We start from the raw sequence: 17,351 nt of genomic DNA, 5'->3' as shown, positions 1-17,351 counted from the left end.
AGCCCATCCTGTCCGGCAGGGATGCCTGGCGGAGGTGGACATGGACGGACTCAACGTCTACCTGGGCCTGGGCATCGTCTTCCTGCTCGCGGCCGCGCTCGGGGAGGTCGAGGCGCTGGGCGTCAGGATTCCCCCGCTGAAGAGTCGGCTGGTGAGGGCGGCGCTCGCCCTGTCGGGTGCGGCGCTCGTGGTCGCCGCGTTCGTCGCACCACTGCCCGGCACCGCGGCCACCGAGCGCAGCGAGCGGCGCGCGGCGTACCAGCGTCAGGTTCTCGCGGCCTGCGACGCCATCGCGAGCACGCGCGCGACCGGGGACAACGCGTTGCGCGTGGACGACCGCGGGAGGATGTCGCGCGATCAGATGGTGTCGATCCTCGGACAGCAGTGGGCGCAGGAGAGCGAGACGATGCGCCGGCTGCTGTCGCGGGAGGTGCCGGAGGGACTGCGTCCGGAGTGGCGCGAGGCCGAGGCGGCGTGGCAGCCGATCACGGTGCGTGGTCCGCGGTACGTCAGCGCCGTCCGCGGGCTGCCCGATGCTTTCACCCAGGAGCAGTTGGAACGGGTGACGGCGGACGTCGCGGCGGCCGGAGGTTATGAGGAGTGGTCCCGTTTCCGCAGCGCGATGTCGGAGCTGGCCGGCGGGACCTGCAAGCTGCCGGCGTGAGGCGGTCCACGGACGAGGGCCCGATGCGGCGATCGGGACCGTCACGAGATCTTGGAGACGATCTCCACGAGGTTGCCGTCCGGGTCGCGGAGCAGCGGGTTGCCGTTGCCGGAGTCGTGCTCCGGGACGCCCTCGGTGGGGGCCCGGAACGTCTCGGTGGAGCCGAGCAGGTCACGGTAGAAGCGGATGCCCGCCTCGATGTCGGCGGTGTGGAGATTGACCAGCGCTGAGTCGAACATCCGTAGAGGCTAGGCGTTCCAGGTGCCCGACGACCGCCTCGACCGGCGCGCAGGCGTCGATCTCCGCGGTGGCGGTCGCCCGCAGCAGTGGCTCGATCTCGGCCAGGTTGCGCAGGATCTCGGCCCGCTCCTCGGCGCGCTTGCCGTACGGGTTGTCGCTGCGGGCGGCGACGCGCGCCAGCAGCACGTCGGCCGGGGCGCTGAGCAGGACGACCTGGTCGAAGCGCGGATAGAGCCGGCCCTGGTTGCTCTTGCAGCCGGCCACGAAGAGGTGCCCGGTGCGGTGCCCGTCCAGCAGCGCGGCGACGGCGTCCTCGTGCCACACCCAGTCGGTCGTGCCGTCGGGCAGCGTCACCCACCGGCTCCAGCGGTCGGTGTCGGTGTCGACGGCGTGGTGGCCGCGCGCGGCCAGGGCCCGCAGCGCGGTCGACTTGCCGGTGCCGGACATCCCGGTGACGAGGACCTTCGCCATCGGGGGAGCCTATTTCAGCCGGTAGACCGACACGTGGGAGCGGGACTCCTCGGTGAACTCGGCGCCGGAGAAGTCGGCGTGCCGGCTCTCCAGGGTGAAGCCGGCCAGCTCGCCCATCAGGTCCAGCTCGGACGGCCAGATGTAGCGGTGCGGAGTGCGGAAGACCTGCGCCTCGCGGCCGTCGCCGAAGCGGAAGTGGTGCGACACCACCTGCTGCCGCAGCACGTCGTAGGTGTCCAGGCCGATGTAGCCGGTCTCGGTGTGCCACACGGTCGCCCGCTGGCCCGGGGGCAGCTTGCGCAGCTCCGGCACCCACAGCTCGATCACGAACCGCCCGCCGGGAGCGAGGTGGCGCGCCGCGTTGCGGAAGCAGGCCACCTGTTCGGCCTGGTCGAGCAGGTTGGCGATGGTGTTGTAGACCAGATAGACCAGGCTGAACTCGCCCGGCACGGTCGCGGCGGCCATGTCGCCGACGACCACCGGGATGGTGGCCGCGTCGGCCTTGGTCCGCAGTCGCTCCAGCATCGGTACGGAGAGTTCGATGCCGCTGACCGGCACCCCGCGTTCGGCGAGCGGCACGGCCACCCGGCCGGTGCCGACGGCGAACTCCAGGGCCGGTCCGTCACCGGCGAGCGCGGCGAGCCGGTCGACGGTGGGGCCGAGCACGTCCGGCGCGAACATCCCGCTCCCGGGCGTGTCGTAGCGGCGGGCCGCCTCGTCGTCCCAGATCTCCTCCTGGCGCATCCGCCCACCATCGGCGTCGCCGCGACGTGTGTCGACCGCTTTTCCGGGCCGCTGATTGCGGTCGGCTTGTTACCCTCCGTCGACAGGCGCAGTTCGCGGGCGCTCAGAGAGGTGCCAGGTCACACCGGTACCCTGCTAGTCCCGGCCGGCCCGCGACGACACATGAGGTATTCGTGAACGATCTTCGAGTGGTGGCGTTCGACCTCGACGACACCCTGGCGATTTCCAAGTCCCAGATCGATCGTCGGATGGCGGACCTGCTCGGCCATCTGCTCACCGAGGTGGACGTCCTGATCATCTCCGGTGGCCGGTTCGAGCAGTTCCAGTCGCAGGTGCTGGCCCATCTCGACCTCACCGGGGAGCAGCGCGACCGGCTGCACCTGATGCCGACCTGCGGCACCCGCTACTACCGCTGGTCGGCCGGCGACTGGCGGCTGGTCTACGCGGAGGACCTGAGCGAGGCCGACAAGGCCCGGGTGGTCACCGCGCTGACCGAGTCGGCGCAGGCGCTCGGGCTGTGGGAGTCCAGGACGTGGGGCGACATCGTCGAGGACCGGGGCAGTCAGATCACGTTCTCCGCGCTGGGGCAGTCGGCCCCGCCGGCCGAGAAGTACGGCTGGGACCCGGACGGCAGCAAGAAGAAGAAGCTGCGCGACGCGGTCGCCGCGAAGCTGCCCGACCTGGAGGTCCGTGGCGGCGGCTCGACCTCGATCGACGTGACCCGCAAGGGCGTGGACAAGGCGTACGGCATGCGGAAGCTGCTGGAGCACCTCGACCTGAAGATCGACAACGTGCTCTTCGTGGGGGACCGGCTCGACGTGGGCGGCAACGACTACCCGGTGAAGGCGATGGGCATCCGCAGCGTCGCGGTGACCCGCTGGGAGGAGACCGCCGACTACGTCGAGACCCTGGTCGACGACCTCGTGAAACAGCGCGCCGAGCGCGCCTGACCGAAACAGCGCGCGGAGCGCGCCTGACCGCCGCTCGGGCGGCCAGGCGCGGCGGATTTCGTCAGAGCGCGGCGCGGATCGCCTCGGCCGGCGTGGTCGGGGTGCGGCCGAGCAGCCGGGCGAGGTCGTCGCCGACCTCCAGCTCACCCCGGGCGAGGCCGAGGTCGCTGTCGGCCAGCACGGCCGCGTATCCCTCGGGCAGGCCGGCGGTGACGAGCACGTCGGCGTAGCGGTCCGCCGGCAGGTCGGTGTAGCCGATCGGCTCGCCGGTCTGCTCGGCGACCTCGGCGGCCAGCTCGGTCAGCGTGAACGGCGCGCCGCCCAGCTCGTACACCCGGTTGGTGTGGCCCTCGCCGGTGAGCACCACGGCGGCGGCCTCGGCGTAGTCCGCGCGGGTGGCGGCGCTGACCCGCCCGTCGCCCGCCGCGCCGGTCACCCCCTGCTTCCGGTACGCGTCGAGCTGGTCGGTGTAGTTCTCCAGATACCAGCTGTTGCGCAGGAACACGTACGGCAGGCCGGCGTCGCGGACGTACCCCTCGGTGTCCCGGTGCTCGGCGGCGAGCCGCATGCCGGCGGTGTCGGCGTGCGCGATGCTGGTGTAGACCACCAGCCCGACGCCGGCCTCGGTGGCGGCGGTGACCACGTTGGCGTGCTGCGGCCGGCGCCGGCCGACCTCGCTGCCGGAGACGAACATCAGCTTGTCGACGCCGGCGAGGGCGGCGCGGAGCGAGTCGGGGTCGTCGTAGTCGGCCCGCCGGGTGACGACGCCCCGGCCGGCGAGTTCGGCGAGCCGGTCGGTGTCCCGGCCGAGCGCCACGATCTCCCCGGCCGGTACGCCGCGGTCGAGCAGCGCGGTGACGATCAGACGGCCGAGTTGGCCGGTGGCCCCGGTGACGGCGATGGACATGCGCGCTCCCTGTGGTTGAGCAATCAACTGTCTCCTGAGGCAACCGGGTCGACGCCGCGTTGCTTCCCGGTTCCGGAACCCGGAAGTCTGGTGGGATCGACGTCGGTGCGGTAGGAACGGCTGAGAGAGCGCTCTCCGTACCCTCACCGAACAGGCAGGCAGATGCGATCACCCGACCCCTCCCGCCGCCGCTTCCTCACGCTCACCGCCTCGGCGGCCTCGCTCACCGCCCTCGGCCTCCCGGCCGCCGCCGCCGCGTCCCCGGCCGCGCGGCCCGCCCGACCCGACCACGAGCCCGACTTCGGTCCGAACGTCTTCGTCTACGACCCGAGCACGCCGGTCGCGGAGATCCAGTCCACCCTGGACCGGATCTTCACCGCCCAGGAGCACAACGAGATGGGCCTCGACCGGTACGCCGTGCTGTTCAAGCCCGGCCGCTACGAGGTCGACGCCCGGCTCGGCTACTACACCAGCGTCGCCGGCCTCGGCGCCCACCCCGACGACGTGGAGATCCACGGCGCGGTCCGGGTGGTCGGCCAACCCGACCCGAACTCGCCGGCCGGCATCTCCGCGCTGACCAACTTCTGGCGCTCGGCGGAGAACCTCGCCGTCACCCCCACCGACTGGTCGAACCAGTGGGCCGTCTCCCAGGCGTCGCCGATGCGCCGGGTGCACGTCAAGGGCATTCTCTGGCTGGAACCCGGCAACGGCGGCTACTCCAGCGGCGGGTTCATCGCCGACTCCAAGGTGGACGGCATCACCATCAACGGCTCCCAGCAGCAGTGGCTCACCCGGGACAGCGAACTCGGCGGGGACTGGACCAACGGGGTGTGGAACCAGGTCTTCTCCGGCGTGATCGGCGCGCCCGCCCAGGGCTTCCCCGACCCGCCGTACACCACGCTGCCAACCAGCCCGGTGGTCCGCGAGAAGCCGTACCTCTTCGTCGACGGCGCGGGCCGCTGGCGGGTCGCGGTGCCGAGGCTGCGCCGCGACACCGCCGGCACCACCTGGGCCGCCGGGACACCCTCGCTGCCGCTGGCCGACTTCTTCGTCGCCCGGCCCACCGACTCGGCCAAGCGGATCAACACCGAACTCGCCCGGGGCCGGCACCTGCTGCTCACCCCCGGCGTCTACCGGCTCGACCGGGCGCTGCGCGTCCGCCGGCCGAACACCGTCGTGCTCGGCCTCGGCATGCCCAGCCTCGTGCCCACCACCGGCGACGCGGCGCTACGGATCGAGGACGTCGACGGGGTACGGATCGCCGGCGTGCTCGTCGACGCCGGTCCGGTCGAGTCCGAGGTGCTGGTCGAGGTCGGCGCGGGACGCTGCCACCGATCGCACGCGACGAACCCGATCTCACTCCAGGACGTCTTCTTCCGCATCGGCGGCCCGTACGCCGGGCGCGCGGTGACCAGCCTGGTGGTGAACAGCCGGCACACGCTGATCGACAACATCTGGGCCTGGCGGGGCGACCACGGCAACCCGGGCACCATCGGCTGGACCGTCAACACCGCCGACACCGGTGTGATCGTCAACGGCGACGACGTGACCGCGTACGGGCTCTTCGTCGAGCACTACCAGCGCTGGCAGACGGTCTGGAACGGCGAGCGCGGGCGGACCGTCTTCTACCAGAGCGAGCTGCCCTACGACCCGCCCAGCCAGGCCGCCTGGCGCAGCCCGACCGGCGACGGCTGGGCCTCCTACAAGGTCGCCCCGCACGTCCGCACCCACGAGGCGTGGGGGCTGGGCGTCTACGCGTACTTCAACCAGGGCGTGGACATCCGCTGCGACCGGGCGATCGAGGCGCCGCGCCGCGCCGGCGTACGGTTCCACGACGCGATCACCGTGTTCCTCAACGGCAGCGGCGGGATCGAGCGCACGATCAACGAGGCCGGCACCCCGGTCGTCGGCTCGTACGGCACCAGCCCGGTGGTCAGTTACCCCTGACCGGAGGCGGCGGCCCGGCCGGCGTGCCACCGGCCGGGCCGCACCCGCTCACGCCGCGAGCTGGTCGACCCGGGAGAGCACCTGGTCGACCAGGCCGTACTCGCGGGCCTCCTCGGCGGTAAACCAGCGGTCCCGGTCCCAGTCACGCTGGATCTCCTCCAGCGTGTGCCCGCTGTGCCGGGCGATCAGCTCCTGCATGGTGCGCTTCACGTGCAGCATGTTCTCGGCCTGGATGGTGATGTCGGCGGCCGTACCACCCATCCCGCCGGAGGGCTGATGCATCATGATCCGTGAGTGCGGGAGCGCGAACCGCTTGCCCGCCGCCCCGGCGCAGAGCAGGAACTGCCCCATCGAGCCGGCCATCCCCAGCGCCAGCGTCGCCACGTCGTTCTTGACGTACCGCATGGTGTCGTAGACGGCCATGCCGGCGCTGACCGAGCCGCCCGGCGAGTTGATGTAGAGGAAGATGTCGCGCTCCGCGTCCTCGGCGGCGAGCAGCAGAAGCTGCGCGCAGATCTGGTTCGCCGAGTCGTCGGTGACCTCGGTGCCGAGGAAGATGATCCGCTCCTTCAGCAGCCGATCGAAGACCCGGTCACCGAAGGCCGGCTGCCCCTCGTCGCGCATCCAGATCGCACCCATGACCGCCCACCTCCGTAACGCCGGCGGGCGGGGGACCGCCCGGCGAGCCGGCGGTCTCCAGCGTCCGCCGGGCGCACCCGCCCGGCCCAGGCTTTCTGCCCCGGGCAGATTCGCCCTCGGCATAAGCGCCGCGACCTGCCGACCCCGGGCTACGCCGCGACCGGGCGCCGTCGGGCCGCCCGGGCCCGGCGCCGGGCCAGCGTCGGTGAGGTACGCGGACGCGGGCGCGCCACCGGCGACGGGATCAACCAGATCCGGGTGCCGGTGCCGATCAGCTCCGGCGTGCCGTGGCCGAGCGTCGGGCCGAGCGGTGCGGGACCCGGGCCCACCGGGCGCAGCCCGCCGCCGAGCAGCGGTGTCGGGCGGACCGGACGGGCATTGGGCGGCGCGGTGAACGGGCGGGCGACGTGCGGCGGGTTCGGGCCGGCCGGGCGTCGGGTGGCGTGCAGCCGGGGCGGGCCGACCCGGAGCTGCGGACCGCCGCGGGCGGCGGGCACCCGGTCGAGCCGGGCCAGCGGAACCCCGGAGCCGACCGGCGTGGGCCGCTCCCGGCGCAGCTCGTCGCGCGCCTCCTCGAGCAGGTCGGCGAGGTGGATGCCGAGCGCCCGGCAGATCGCGGCCAGCACCTCCGAGGAGGCCTCCTTGCGGCCGCGCTCGACCTCGGAGAGGTAGGGCAGGGAGACGCCGGCGGCCAGCGCCACCTCGCGCAGCGTGCGGCCCTGCCGCAGGCGGATCCGCCGCAGCACCCCGCCGATCACCCGTCGCAGCAACGACATGCCGGCCTCCTCGCGGTCGCCGTTCGCCGACGTACCCATCATGCCCCGTCCCGGCCGCGCGGACCGGCCCGGCCGGCCCGCGCGGTGCCGACCGGGCCGATGGCGGTCACCGCCAGACGACGGCGCTGCTGTGCCAGCGCGGCGTGAGGAAGTCCGCCTGACCGATGACCAGACCGGCGTCGTTGACGTTGATCGCCACGCTGCTCACCGCCCCGGCCGGCAGCGGGAGCACCTGCGAGCCGGCCGTCGGCGTCGGCCAGATCATCGCCCGGCCGCCGGCGCCGTCGGTGCCGATCACCAGGCCCGAGTCGTTCACGGCCTGTGCCGTCGGGGAGGTCGAACTGCTGGCCAGCCGGCGCATCGCCGAACCGTCCCAGAAGAACGCGGCGAACCGGCCGTCCGCGGTGTCACTGGTGCCGACCACCTGACCGAGATCGTTGATGCCGTTCGCGACGCTTGTGGGACCGCCCAGGGTGCCGAGCGACCGGAGGACCCCGTCGCGCCAGACGAACGCCTGGTTGACGAACGGAGGATCGGTCCAGTCCTTGAAGCCGTAGGTGCCGGCGACCGTGCCGGCCTCGTTGACCGCGGCGGCGCTCGCGCCCCGGGGCGCGTCGATCGTGATCTCGGTGTTCCCGGTCCGCACGAACGCCCGCCGGCCGGAGAAGCTGTCGGTGACGTGGTAGACGCCGACCACCCGGTCCCCGGCCGTGTCGAACGCGATCGAGAAGATGCCACCCGTCAGCCCGAGATCCTGGATCCGGCCGTTCACCCAGGCGACGGCGTGGCTGCTGCCGTCCGCGGCCTGGGCGGTGCCGACGATGCGGCCCCGCTCGTCGATCGCCTCGGCCTGACTGTTCGGGCCGCCGAGCGTGCCCAGGTCCTCGATCCGGCCGTCCACCCAGCGAACCGCGTGCCAGTAACCGGTGGCCAGCTCCGCCGCCCCGACCGCCACCCCGGCGGCGTTGACGTCGTGCGCCGAGCTGCCCCGGCCCGCCACGAGCGTCGGCAGCACGACAGCGGTCCGCTTGGCCGTCGGCATCGACGACGGCGTGCCCGTCGGCGACGGCGTGCCCGTCGGCGACGGCGTGCCGGTCGGCGTCCGCGTGCCGGTCGGCGTCGGCGTGCCGGTGGGCGTCGGGGACGCGGTGGGGCTCGGTGTCGGCCGTGGGGTGGGCGTCGGCGAGACGGTCGGCCGGGTGGAGACGGTCGGCGACGGGACGGCGGTGGGCTTCGGTCGGGTCGGCCAGGTCGTTCCCGGCCGGTCCCCGGGCCGACCCGCCACCGCGGGCGACGCGCCGACCAGCGCCATCCCGAGGACCACGCTGAGCGTGGTCAGTGCCGCACGTGTACGCATCCGACTCTCCCTCGTCACGATCGGTGGGATCTGAGTCTTGCCCGTCCAGAAGTCGACGGATGTGACGGGATCCTTACCGCTCGTGGGGCGCGAGGGCCGGTCCCGGCCCGCCCGGCCGGCTCGGGGCGTACCCGCTATCTTGAGGGCGTGCAGGCGACGGTGGCGGATCGGGACCGACGGTGATCCATTTTCCCGCGCAGCGGCGTGGGCCGCTGAGCGCGCTGAGCCTGCGCCTGCTCGCCGCCCTGGGGCTGGTCTTCGCCACCGTCTTCGTGGTCTGGCTCGACCGGGACGGCTACCGCGACGTCAACGAGGACGGGCTGACCCTCCTCGACTGCTTCTACTACACGGTGGTCTCGCTCTCCACCACCGGCTACGGCGACATCACCCCGGCCAGCCCCTCGGCGCGCCTGATCAACGTCCTCTTCATCACCCCGGCCCGGGTGCTCTTCCTGATCATCCTGGTCGGCACCACCCTGGAAGTCCTGACCGAGCAGTACCGGACCGGCCGTCGCCTGTCGCGGTGGAGGAGAACCGTGAAGGACCACGTCATCATCTGCGGCTACGGCACCAAGGGCCGCAGCGCGGTCTCCGCGCTGCTGGAGAACGGGGCGGACAAGTCCAAGATCGTCGTGGTCGAGCGGAGCGGCGCGGCCCTGCGGCAGGCCACCTCGAACGGGCTGGTGACGATCGAGGGGTCGGCGACCCGCTCGTCGGTGCTGGAGGAGGCGCACATCCGCACCGCCAAGGCGGTCATCATCGCGACCGACAGCGACGACGCGTCGGTGCTGGTGGCGTTGACCGTCCGGCAGCTCACCGCCGGGCAGGTGCGGATCATCGCGGCGGTCCGGGAGGCGGAGAACGCGCCGCTGCTCAAGCAGAGCGGGGCGCACCACGTGATCGTCTCCTCGGCGACCGCCGGCCGGCTGCTCGGCCTCTCCACCTCGGCCCCGCCGCTGATCGACGTGGTGGAGGACCTGCTCACCCCGGGTCAGGGCATGGCGCTGGCGATGCGCTCGGCCGAGCGCAGCGAGGTGGGCCGCTCGCCGCGTGAGCTGGAGTCGCTGGTCATCGCGCTGGTCCGCCGGGGCAAGGTGGTCACGCTGAACGACCGGGCCGCCGCGACGATCGAGACCGGCGACATGCTGGTCCACGTCCGCGACGACCGGCCGCAGGCGACCACCACCGTCTGACCGGCGGGGCTGCTTCCGCCTCCCTCAGTCGGGCCTCTTCCGCCTCCCTCAGCAGGGGGGCGGGACCGCCTCGGCGCAGGATGGGGCGCAGCCCTGGCTGGCGCGCCGCAGCAGGTCGTAGAGCTGGTCCCGCTCGTCGGGGGAGAGCGCGCCGAGCACGTCGGCCTCGGCGTCGGCGAGCGCGCACTCCGCCTGACCGAGCCGCTTCGTGCCCGCCGCGGTCAGGCTGACCACGTGCCGGCGGCGGTCGGCCGGGGAGCGGCGGCGTTCGACCAGGCCGGCCGCCTCCAGGTCGTTGAGCAGCCCGACCACGTTGGTGCCGTCGATCTGGAGCGTGCCGGCCAGCCCCTGCTGGCTGATGCCGTCCGAGTCGCGCAGCACGGTGAGCGCCACCAGGTGCCGGGGGCGCAGCCCGAGCGGGGTCAGCGCGGACTCCGAGCGCAGCAGCATCCGCCGGGCCAGGTGCTGGAGCAGTGGCCCGGAGCGTCGCTCCGACTCGGCGGGCCCGGCTGACATGTGACCCAGTCTACGCGGCCCGCGGAACATCGCCCTGCTATAAATAGTTGGTGCTGCACGAACCATCTATGGAGGAGTAACCAATGGCACACCTGCTGCACATCGACTCGAGCATCACCGGCGACGCGTCGGTCAGCCGGCGGCTCACCGCCCGCGCGGCCGCCGCCTGGCGCGCCGCCCACCCCGGCGGCACGGTCACCTACCGGGACCTCGGCCAGGACCCGCTGCCGCACCTCGACGCGGCCGGCGGTCTCGCCCGGGCGATCCCGCCCGAGCAGCACACCCCGGCGCAGCGCGCGTCCTGGCACCTGACCGAGGAACTGGTGGCCGAGGTGACGGGCGCCGACACGGTCCTGCTCGGCCTGCCGCTCTACAACTTCGGGCCGCCGAGCAGCGTCAAGGCCTGGGTCGACCACCTCATCGCGCCCGGCCTCGCGCTCGACCCGGAGACCGGCGCCGGACTGCTCGGCGGCCGCGAGTTCGTCGTGTTCGGCACCCGGGGCGGCGGCTACGGCGCCGGCACCCCGCGCGAGGGCTGGGACCACGCCGAGCCCTGGCTGCCGCACGGGCTGTCGCGCACCGGCCTGGAGCCGCGTTTCATCTCCGCCGAGCTGACCCTAGCCCCGGTCAACCCGGCCATGGCCGAGCTGATCCCGCTGCACCAGGCGAGCCTCGCGGCGGCCGAGCGGGCCATCGACGAGCTGTGGGCGCCCGTCGCCGCCGGGGTCTGAGACGCGACAGGGCGGGCCGTTCCGACTGGAACGGCCCGCCCTCGCGTACGCGGAATCAGGCGTGGATCAGAGGATCGTCCAGGTGTCACCGCTGCCGAGCAGCGCCGAGAGCTGCTGCTCCGGGGTCTGGTCGACGCCGGCCCGCGCCGCCGCCACCTGCTCCTGCACCACCGTGTCGTAGGCGGGACGCTCCACCGCGCGGAACACCCCGAGTGGGGTGTTGCGCAGGTCGAGCCCGGGCAGCCGGGACAGCGCGAACGCGTACGCCGGGTCGGCGACCGTCGCGTCGTGCACCACGATCTCCTCCGCCGGGGTGGCCGCGGTCTCCCGGACCTCCAACCCGAAGCCGCCCGGCGGGTGGACCACGCAGAACTGCCCGTCGGCGCCGAACGTGATCGGCTTCCCGTGCTCCAGCCGGATCAGGAAGTCGTCCCGGGTGGCCGGCTCCTTCAACGGCTCGAACGCGCCGTCGTTGAAGATGTTGCAGTTCTGGTAGATCTCCACGAACGCCGAGCCCTTGTGCTCGGCGGCGGCCCGCAACACCGACTGGAGGTGCTTGCGGTCCGAGTCCAGGGTCCGGGCCACGAACGTGGCCTCGGCGCCGAGCGCCAGCGACAGCGGGTTGAACGGGGCGTCCGCCGAGCCGGCCGGCGTCGACTTGGTGATCTTCCCGACCTCGGACGTTGGCGAGTACTGACCCTTGGTCAGCCCGTAGATCCGGTTGTTGAACAGCAGGATCTTCAGGTTGACGTTGCGGCGCAGCGCGTGGATCAGGTGGTTGCCGCCGATCGAGAGCGCGTCGCCGTCACCGGTGACCACCCAGACCGACAGGTCCGGGCGGGACACCGCCAGACCGGTGGCGATCGCCGGCGCGCGGCCGTGGATCGAGTGCATCCCGTACGTGTTCATGTAGTACGGGAAGCGCGACGAGCAGCCGATGCCCGAGATGAAGACGGTGTTCTCCCGGGCGATGTTCAGCTCCGGCATGAAGCCCTGCACGGCCGCCAGGATGGCGTAGTCGCCGCAGCCGGGGCACCAGCGCACCTCCTGGTCGGACTTGAAGTCCTTGGCGGTGAGCTTCAGGGCGACGGGCTCAGACATTCTTCAGGACCTCTTCCAGCATCGTCTCCAGCTCGGCGGCGGTGAACGGCAGGCCGCGGACCTGGTTGTAGCCGATCGCGTCGACCAGGTAGCGCGCCCGGATCACGTGCGCGAGCTGGCCGAGGTTCATCTCCGGGACGACCACCTTGTCGTAGGCGCGCAGCACCTCGCCCAGGTTGGCCGGCATCGGGGCCAGGTGGCGCAGGTGCGCCTGGGCCACCGGCAGCCCGCGCTGGCGCAGCCCCCGGCAGGCGGCGCCGATCGGGCCGTACGTCGAGCCCCAGCCGAGCACCAGCACCCGGGCGTCGCCGTCCGGGTCCTCGACCTCGACGTCCGGCACCGGAATCGTCTCGATCCGGGCCGCCCGGGTGCGGACCATGAAGTCGTGGTTCGTCGGGTCGTACGAGATGTCGCCGGTCTTGTCGGCCTTCTCCAGGCCGCCGATCCGGTGCTCCAGCCCCGGGGTGCCCGGCACCGCCCACGGGCGGGCCAGGGTCTGCGGGTCGCGCAGGTAGGGCAGGAAGGTGGTGCCGTCCTCGCCGTTGGGCCGGGTGGCGAACTCGACCCGCAGGTCGGGCAGGGACTCCACGTCCGGCAGCAGCCACGGTTCGGAGCCGTTCGCCACGTAGTTGTCGGACAGCAGGATGACCGGGGTGCGGTAGGTCAGCGCGATCCGGGCCGCCTCCAGCGCGGCGTGGAAGCAGTCCGACGGCGACTTCGGCGCGATCACCGCGACCGGGGCCTCGCCGTGCCGGCCGTACAGGGCCATGTTCAGGTCGGCCTGCTCGGTCTTGGTGGGCATGCCGGTGGAGGGACCGGCCCGCTGCACGTCCACGATGACCAGCGGCAGCTCCAGCGCCACCGCCAGGGAGATCGTCTCGCTCTTCAGCGCCACGCCCGGACCGCTGGTGGTGGTCACGCCGAGCGCGCCGCCGTACGACGCGCCCAGCGCCGCGCCGACCGCGGCGATCTCGTCCTCGGCCTGCATGGTGACCACGCCGAGCTTCTTGTGCCGGCTCAGCTCGTGCAGGATGTCCGACGCCGGGGTGATCGGGTAGGCGCCGAGGAACACCGGCAGCCCGGACCGGACCCCGGCCGCCACCAGGCCCAGCGACAGGGCCGCGTTGCCGGTGATGTTGCGGTAGGTGCCCGGCAGCATCTTGGCCGGCTTCACCTCGTAGCGCACCGAGAAGTCCTCGGTCGTCTCGCCGAAGTTCCAGCCGGCCCGGAACGCGGCCACGTTCGCCGCCACCAGCTCCGGCCGGGCCGCGAACTTGCGCTCCAGGAACCGCAACGTCGAGGAGTACGGGCGGGAGTACATCCAGCTCAGCAGCCCGAGCGCGAACATGTTCTTGGCCCGCTCGGCATCCTTCTTGGACACCTCGTGCTCGGCCAGCGCGCCGACCGTCATCGAGGTGAGCGCGACCGGGTGCACCGCGTAGCCGGCGAGCGAGTCGTCGTCCAGCGGGCTGCTCGCGTAGCCGACCTTGGCCAGGTTGCGCCGGGTGAACTCGTCGGTGTTGACGATGATGTCCGCGCCGCGCGGCAGGTCGGCCAGGTTGGCCTTGAGCGCGGCCGGGTTCATCGCCACCAGTACGTTCGGCGCGTCGCCGGGCGTCAGGATGTCGTAGTCGGCGAAGTGCACCTGGAAGCTCGACACGCCCGGCAGCGTGCCGGCGGGGGCGCGGATCTCGGCCGGGAAGTTCGGCAACGTCGAGATGTCGTTGCCCAACTGCGCCGTCTCCGAGGTGAACCGGTCGCCGGTGAGCTGCATGCCGTCGCCGGAGTCACCGGCGAACCGGATGACCACCCGGTCCAGTTGACGGATCTGCTTGGTCACTCCCGCACCTCGCTTCGCTGAGCGCCGTCGCCCTCGCCGGCACGGCCCGCTCCGATTCTCACGTCAGAGCCTACGTCGGACGGTTAGGGCCGCCTTGGTGGAGGTCCGACGTGTGAGACTCGATTCGGCCGGTGTATGCCCCACTTTGCGGGCTTTAGTGCCCCGCCCCGTAATCCAGGTCACCCCATTCGGGGAGGCGTCACCGGTCCGCGGTCGGGCCCGGCACGGTGACGTCGCTGCGGCGGCGCAGCGAACGGGTGGCCAACGCCAGCGCGAACACCACGAGCAGACCCGACAGGACGATCAGGGCGATCGCGATGCGCCGCGACGAGGTGTCGCCGTCGTCGGAACGGGCCGACGAGGCCAGCACGCCCTGCGACCCGGTCGGGGCGGGCACCCCGGCCGCCGGGGTGGACCCGGCCGCCGCCGCACTGATCCGGAAGCTCATCTGGACCTGCCGCTCGTGCCCGCTGCGCGGGTCCAGCCGGCCGATCACCGCGCCGGCGAGCGGGGCCATCCGCTGGGCCTCCGCCGACGCGGTCACCGGCAGTCGCAGCGTCACGGTCCGGCCCGCCGGCAGCGGGCCCAGCTCGCACCGGGTCCGGTCCGGGGCCGCCGCGACGCACCCGTCGCCGCTCGCCGTCACCCCGGCGGGAAGGAGCACCTCCACCCGGCCGGTCGCGTCCACCTCGCCGGTGTTGCCCAGCCGTACGGTCAGCGTGCTCGGTGCGCCGCTGATGTCGAAGAGGACCTCGTCGGCGCGCAGCGAGATGCCCGGCACCGGCGGGCCGGGCGGGAACAGCACCGCGAAGCCCTCGTCGTCGTACGCCGCGCCGTCGACCCCGGGCGCGACGGCGGTGACCTGGACCGACCCGCTCAGCGGCATGGCCTTCCAGGCGTCGCCGGCGACCCGGACCCGGATGGTGGCGCTGAACCGGGCGCCCGGCTCGGCGGTCCAACCGCCGCAGCGGTGGTTGCCGGCGGCGGCGGCGACGCAGCCGGGCGTGCCGGCGTCGGTCAGGCCGGCCGGCAGCGTGTAGCCGAGGCGGACCTGCTCCGCCCGCGCGCCGGTGTTGGTCACCGTCACCCGCAGCGTGGTCACCGTGCTGTCGGCGTTCCAGTAGTCCGGCGCCAGCACCACGTCGTCCGTGGAGACCTGCACGCCCAGCGGGCCGCCGGCCGGCTGGGTCCGCGGCGGAGGCGGCGGCTGCGCCGGCGGCATGACCGGCGGCGGCGCGGGTGCGGTGGTGGTCGGCGCGGTGCTGGTCGGTGCCGGCGCGACCGTGGTCGGTGGCGGCGGCGCCGCCGTGGTGGTGGTGGCCGGTGCCGGCGGGGTGGTGGGCGGCGACGCCGCCTCCGTCGTCGGGGCCGTGGTCGGCTCCGGCGCGGTGGTCGTCGCGTCGCCGGTGGGCGTCGGCTCGGTCGGGTCGCCGCCCGGATCGCCGCCGGGGTCGCCCGGCTCGACCAGCCGCACCACCCCGGTCGGGTCGGAGTAGGCCGCCGCGGCCCAGCCCGGTGCCACCGCCACGACGGCTGCGGCCGCGGCGATCAGCGCGGGCGCGAACAGCGCGAGGGTACGGCGGAGCGCGACCCGCGATACGGGTCGAACGCGGGGGCGGGTCATCTGTCCTCCGGGGGACGTGGCAACGAGCTCTCATTATTCGGGGACTGTTGCCATCCGGCACTAGTCCCGCCAGGAAACAACTTCGTAACGTGTCCGAGACGTCTGAACGGGACCGGTACGCTCCGGTCGTGACCGGATATCTCGGCTCGTACGCCACGCTCGGTCTGCTGCTGATCGCCGCCGTGCTCTTCTTCGTAACGGCGTTCTCGGCGAACCGGGTGTTACGTCCCGCCCGTCCGGCCGAGCCCTGGGGCAAGCGGGCCTCGTACGAGTGCGGGCTCGACCCGGTCGGCGGCGACTGGGCCCAGATGCAGATCCGCTACTACGTCTACGCCTACCTCTACGTGCTGTTCGCGGTGGAGGCGGTGTTCCTCTTCCCGTGGGCGCTGGTCTTCGACCGGCCCGGGTTCGGCACGACCACGGTGGTCGAGATGGGCGTCTTCGTGGCGGTCGTCGCGCTGGGCATCCTCTACGCCTGGCGGCGTGGCGTCCTGCGCTGGGCGTGAATCCTAGGCGAGCCCGCGCCGGGTCGCCGCCGGCGGCCGGTCACCCCGGATCGACGCCACCATGTCGAGCACCCGCCGGGTCTCGCGGACCTGGTGGGCGCGGAACACCCGGGCGCCGAGCCAGGCCGACACCGCGGTGGCGGCCAGCGTCCCCTCCAGCCGTTCGGGCACCGGCAGGTCCAGCGTCTCGCCGACGAAATCCTTGTTCGACAGCGCCACCAGCAGCGGCCAGCCGGTGTCGGTCAGCTCGGTCAGCCGCCGGGTGATCTCCAGCGAGTGCCGGGTGTTCTTGCCGAAGTCGTGCGCCGGGTCGATCAGGATGCCGTCGGGGCGCACCCCCAGCCCGACCGCGCGTTCCGCCAGCCCGGTGACCGTGTCGAGCACGTCGGTCACCACGTCGTCGAAGGCCGCCCGGTGCGGCCGGGTACGCGGCGCCAGCCCGCCGGCGTGCGAGCAGACCAGCCCGGCGCCGGTCGCGGCGGCGACCCGGGCCAGCGCCGGATCGGCCCCCGACCAGGTGTCGTTGAGCAGGTCCGCGCCGGCCGCGACCGCCTCCACCGCCACCTCGGCCCGCCAGGTGTCGATCGAGACGACCAGGTCCGGGAAGGCGGCCCGGACCGCGGCGATGGTGTCCACCGTCCGGCGGATCTCCTCGGTCACGTCCACCTCGTCGCCCGGGCCGGCCTTCACCCCGCCGATGTCGACGATCTCCGCGCCCTCGGTCACCGCCCGCTCGACCGCGCGCAGCGCGCTGTCCTCGGCGAACGTGGCGCCCCGGTCGAAGAACGAGTCCGGCGTGCGGTTCACGATCGCCATCACCACCAGCTCACCCGGGGCGAAGGTCCGCCCACCGAGCCGCAACGCCCCGCTCATCCCCGTCTCCTCGTCTCCCCGCCCCGCCCGGACGTTCGTGCCGACCGTCGCGCCGCTGGTCACCGGCGTCGGTCGGACCGCGGCGTGGCTGCCCGCACCCGCCGGCCGGGTCGGATTCGCCGCCCGGTCCCTCGGTTCCCGACCCGCAGCCGAGCCCGACGGTATCCCGCTCCGCCCGCCGCCCGCCCCGGCGTCGCTTCGAGATCTTGGTACCAAACGGCCCCTCGGGGGGCCATTTCGTACCAAGATCTTCGCCGTTCCTGGATTTTGGA

19 protein-coding genes are annotated in these 17,351 nt (G+C 73.1%); 7 read left to right on the top strand and 12 right to left on the bottom strand.

The annotated features are described in order from the left end of the window. Nucleotides 1-40 precede the first annotated feature (40 nt). Nucleotides 41-664 carry a hypothetical protein gene (locus H1D33_RS21160; protein WP_181571495.1) on the top strand — a complete coding sequence of 208 codons (624 nt, stop codon included), beginning with the start codon at nt 41-43 and terminating at the stop codon, nt 662-664. Between the two features lie 41 nt (nt 665-705). On the opposite strand, the gene H1D33_RS21155 is transcribed toward H1D33_RS21160, so the two are convergent. From H1D33_RS21155 to H1D33_RS21145, 3 genes are read right to left on the bottom strand one after another with little or no spacing between them, the layout of a single operon-like run. After that, on the bottom strand, nt 706-903 hold the full coding sequence (locus tag H1D33_RS21155; protein WP_181571496.1) for a VOC family protein: 198 nt from the start codon (nt 901-903) through the stop codon (nt 706-708). Continuing rightward, on the bottom strand, nt 836-1,375 hold the full coding sequence (locus H1D33_RS21150; RefSeq protein ID WP_181571497.1) for an AAA family ATPase: 540 nt from the start codon (nt 1,373-1,375) through the stop codon (nt 836-838). The genes H1D33_RS21155 and H1D33_RS21150 overlap by 68 nt, the downstream gene beginning before the upstream one ends. Before the next feature lie 9 nt (nt 1,376-1,384). After that, on the bottom strand, nt 1,385-2,119 hold the full coding sequence (locus tag H1D33_RS21145; RefSeq protein WP_181571498.1) for a class I SAM-dependent methyltransferase: 735 nt from the start codon (nt 2,117-2,119) through the stop codon (nt 1,385-1,387). Between the two features lie 173 nt (nt 2,120-2,292). On the opposite strand from H1D33_RS21145, the gene H1D33_RS21140 reads away from it, so the two are divergent. After that, a complete protein-coding gene (locus H1D33_RS21140) occupies nt 2,293-3,069 on the top strand; it encodes an HAD-IIB family hydrolase (protein WP_181571499.1) in 777 nt (258 codons plus the stop codon). Between the two features lie 61 nt (nt 3,070-3,130). Here the strand turns inward: H1D33_RS21140 and H1D33_RS21135 are convergent, their stop codons facing one another. Beyond that, nucleotides 3,131-3,976 (bottom strand): SDR family oxidoreductase, encoded by an 846-nt coding sequence (locus tag H1D33_RS21135; RefSeq protein ID WP_181571500.1) that lies wholly within the window; start codon nt 3,974-3,976, stop codon nt 3,131-3,133. Nucleotides 3,977-4,138: 162 nt separating this feature from the next. Between H1D33_RS21135 and H1D33_RS21130 the strand changes: the two genes are divergently transcribed. Continuing rightward, on the top strand, nt 4,139-5,923 hold the full coding sequence (locus H1D33_RS21130; RefSeq protein WP_181571501.1) for an adenylyl cyclase: 1,785 nt from the start codon (nt 4,139-4,141) through the stop codon (nt 5,921-5,923). Between the two features lie 48 nt (nt 5,924-5,971). Here H1D33_RS21130 and H1D33_RS21125 read toward each other — a convergent pair whose 3' ends face one another. The 3 genes from H1D33_RS21125 to H1D33_RS21115 form a co-directional block, all read right to left on the bottom strand. After that, entirely contained in the window at nt 5,972-6,562 is a 591-nt protein-coding gene (locus H1D33_RS21125; RefSeq protein WP_181571502.1) for an ATP-dependent Clp protease proteolytic subunit, read from the bottom strand. 149 nt (nt 6,563-6,711) lie between these two features. Continuing rightward, a complete protein-coding gene (locus H1D33_RS21120; protein WP_181571503.1) occupies nt 6,712-7,338 on the bottom strand; it encodes a helix-turn-helix domain-containing protein in 627 nt (208 codons plus the stop codon). A 106-nt stretch (nt 7,339-7,444) separates the two neighbouring features. Beyond that, nucleotides 7,445-8,380, bottom strand: coding sequence for a hypothetical protein (locus H1D33_RS21115; RefSeq protein WP_181571504.1), 936 nt, complete (start codon nt 8,378-8,380; stop codon nt 7,445-7,447). On the opposite strand from H1D33_RS21115, the gene H1D33_RS21110 reads away from it, so the two are divergent. Continuing rightward, on the top strand, nt 8,367-8,729 hold the full coding sequence (locus H1D33_RS21110) for a hypothetical protein (RefSeq protein WP_307755230.1): 363 nt from the start codon (nt 8,367-8,369) through the stop codon (nt 8,727-8,729). The two genes, H1D33_RS21115 and H1D33_RS21110, sit on opposite strands and share 14 nt — an antisense overlap. Nucleotides 8,730-8,874: 145 nt before the next feature. Then, complete coding sequence (locus H1D33_RS21105) at nt 8,875-9,888, top strand: potassium channel family protein (RefSeq protein ID WP_181571506.1); 1,014 nt, start codon at nt 8,875-8,877, stop codon at nt 9,886-9,888. A 48-nt stretch (nt 9,889-9,936) separates the two neighbouring features. On the opposite strand, the gene H1D33_RS21100 is transcribed toward H1D33_RS21105, so the two are convergent. After that, on the bottom strand, nt 9,937-10,404 hold the full coding sequence (locus H1D33_RS21100) for a MarR family winged helix-turn-helix transcriptional regulator (protein ID WP_181571507.1): 468 nt from the start codon (nt 10,402-10,404) through the stop codon (nt 9,937-9,939). Nucleotides 10,405-10,487: 83 nt separating this feature from the next. Between H1D33_RS21100 and H1D33_RS21095 the strand changes: the two genes are divergently transcribed. Beyond that, a complete protein-coding gene (locus H1D33_RS21095) occupies nt 10,488-11,135 on the top strand; it encodes an FMN-dependent NADH-azoreductase (protein ID WP_181571508.1) in 648 nt (215 codons plus the stop codon). A gap of 66 nt (nt 11,136-11,201) precedes the next feature. Here H1D33_RS21095 and H1D33_RS21090 read toward each other — a convergent pair whose 3' ends face one another. The 3 genes from H1D33_RS21090 to H1D33_RS21080 all read right to left on the bottom strand — a co-directional run bounded on the left by H1D33_RS21090 (nt 11,202) and on the right by H1D33_RS21080 (nt 15,700). Continuing rightward, complete coding sequence (locus H1D33_RS21090) at nt 11,202-12,236, bottom strand: 2-oxoacid:ferredoxin oxidoreductase subunit beta (protein ID WP_181571509.1); 1,035 nt, start codon at nt 12,234-12,236, stop codon at nt 11,202-11,204. Beyond that, the gene (locus tag H1D33_RS21085) at nt 12,229-14,076 is read right to left on the bottom strand and encodes a 2-oxoacid:acceptor oxidoreductase subunit alpha (protein WP_181571510.1); all 1,848 of its coding nucleotides are present in this window, start codon (nt 14,074-14,076) and stop codon (nt 12,229-12,231) included. The genes H1D33_RS21090 and H1D33_RS21085 overlap by 8 nt, the downstream gene beginning before the upstream one ends. A gap of 199 nt (nt 14,077-14,275) precedes the next feature. Further along, on the bottom strand, nt 14,276-15,700 hold the full coding sequence (locus H1D33_RS21080) for a hypothetical protein (protein WP_181571511.1): 1,425 nt from the start codon (nt 15,698-15,700) through the stop codon (nt 14,276-14,278). Nucleotides 15,701-15,828: 128 nt separating this feature from the next. Between H1D33_RS21080 and H1D33_RS21075 the strand changes: the two genes are divergently transcribed. Next, on the top strand, nt 15,829-16,206 hold the full coding sequence (locus H1D33_RS21075; protein WP_181571512.1) for an NADH-quinone oxidoreductase subunit A: 378 nt from the start codon (nt 15,829-15,831) through the stop codon (nt 16,204-16,206). A gap of 3 nt (nt 16,207-16,209) precedes the next feature. On the opposite strand, the gene folP is transcribed toward H1D33_RS21075, so the two are convergent. After that, nucleotides 16,210-17,079, bottom strand: coding sequence for a dihydropteroate synthase (gene folP / locus H1D33_RS21070; protein ID WP_181571513.1), 870 nt, complete (start codon nt 17,077-17,079; stop codon nt 16,210-16,212). Nucleotides 17,080-17,351 lie beyond the last annotated feature (272 nt).

This window comes from Micromonospora ferruginea (genome assembly GCF_013694245.2).
GTDB lineage: Bacteria > Actinomycetota > Actinomycetes > Mycobacteriales > Micromonosporaceae > Micromonospora > Micromonospora robiginosa.
Note: the sequence above shows the minus strand (reverse complement) of the source record. Positions and strands in the feature narration are given on the sequence as shown.

Coding starts and splice junctions, on each gene's coding strand:
- H1D33_RS21130 (WP_181571501.1), top strand. CDS start 4,139: ATGCGATCACCCGACCCCTCCCGCCGCCGCTTCCTCACGCTCACCGCC.
- H1D33_RS21080 (WP_181571511.1), bottom strand. CDS start 15,700: ATGACCCGCCCCCGCGTTCGACCCGTATCGCGGGTCGCGCTCCGCCGT.
- H1D33_RS21155 (WP_181571496.1), bottom strand. CDS start 903: ATGTTCGACTCAGCGCTGGTCAATCTCCACACCGCCGACATCGAGGCG.
- H1D33_RS21100 (WP_181571507.1), bottom strand. CDS start 10,404: ATGTCAGCCGGGCCCGCCGAGTCGGAGCGACGCTCCGGGCCACTGCTC.
- H1D33_RS21120 (WP_181571503.1), bottom strand. CDS start 7,338: ATGTCGTTGCTGCGACGGGTGATCGGCGGGGTGCTGCGGCGGATCCGC.
- H1D33_RS21160 (WP_181571495.1), top strand. CDS start 41: ATGGACGGACTCAACGTCTACCTGGGCCTGGGCATCGTCTTCCTGCTC.
- H1D33_RS21125 (WP_181571502.1), bottom strand. CDS start 6,562: ATGGGTGCGATCTGGATGCGCGACGAGGGGCAGCCGGCCTTCGGTGAC.
- H1D33_RS21090 (WP_181571509.1), bottom strand. CDS start 12,236: ATGTCTGAGCCCGTCGCCCTGAAGCTCACCGCCAAGGACTTCAAGTCC.
- H1D33_RS21145 (WP_181571498.1), bottom strand. CDS start 2,119: ATGCGCCAGGAGGAGATCTGGGACGACGAGGCGGCCCGCCGCTACGAC.
- H1D33_RS21115 (WP_181571504.1), bottom strand. CDS start 8,380: ATGCCGACGGCCAAGCGGACCGCTGTCGTGCTGCCGACGCTCGTGGCG.
- H1D33_RS21150 (WP_181571497.1), bottom strand. CDS start 1,375: ATGGCGAAGGTCCTCGTCACCGGGATGTCCGGCACCGGCAAGTCGACC.
- H1D33_RS21135 (WP_181571500.1), bottom strand. CDS start 3,976: ATGTCCATCGCCGTCACCGGGGCCACCGGCCAACTCGGCCGTCTGATC.
- folP (WP_181571513.1), bottom strand. CDS start 17,079: ATGAGCGGGGCGTTGCGGCTCGGTGGGCGGACCTTCGCCCCGGGTGAG.
- H1D33_RS21095 (WP_181571508.1), top strand. CDS start 10,488: ATGGCACACCTGCTGCACATCGACTCGAGCATCACCGGCGACGCGTCG.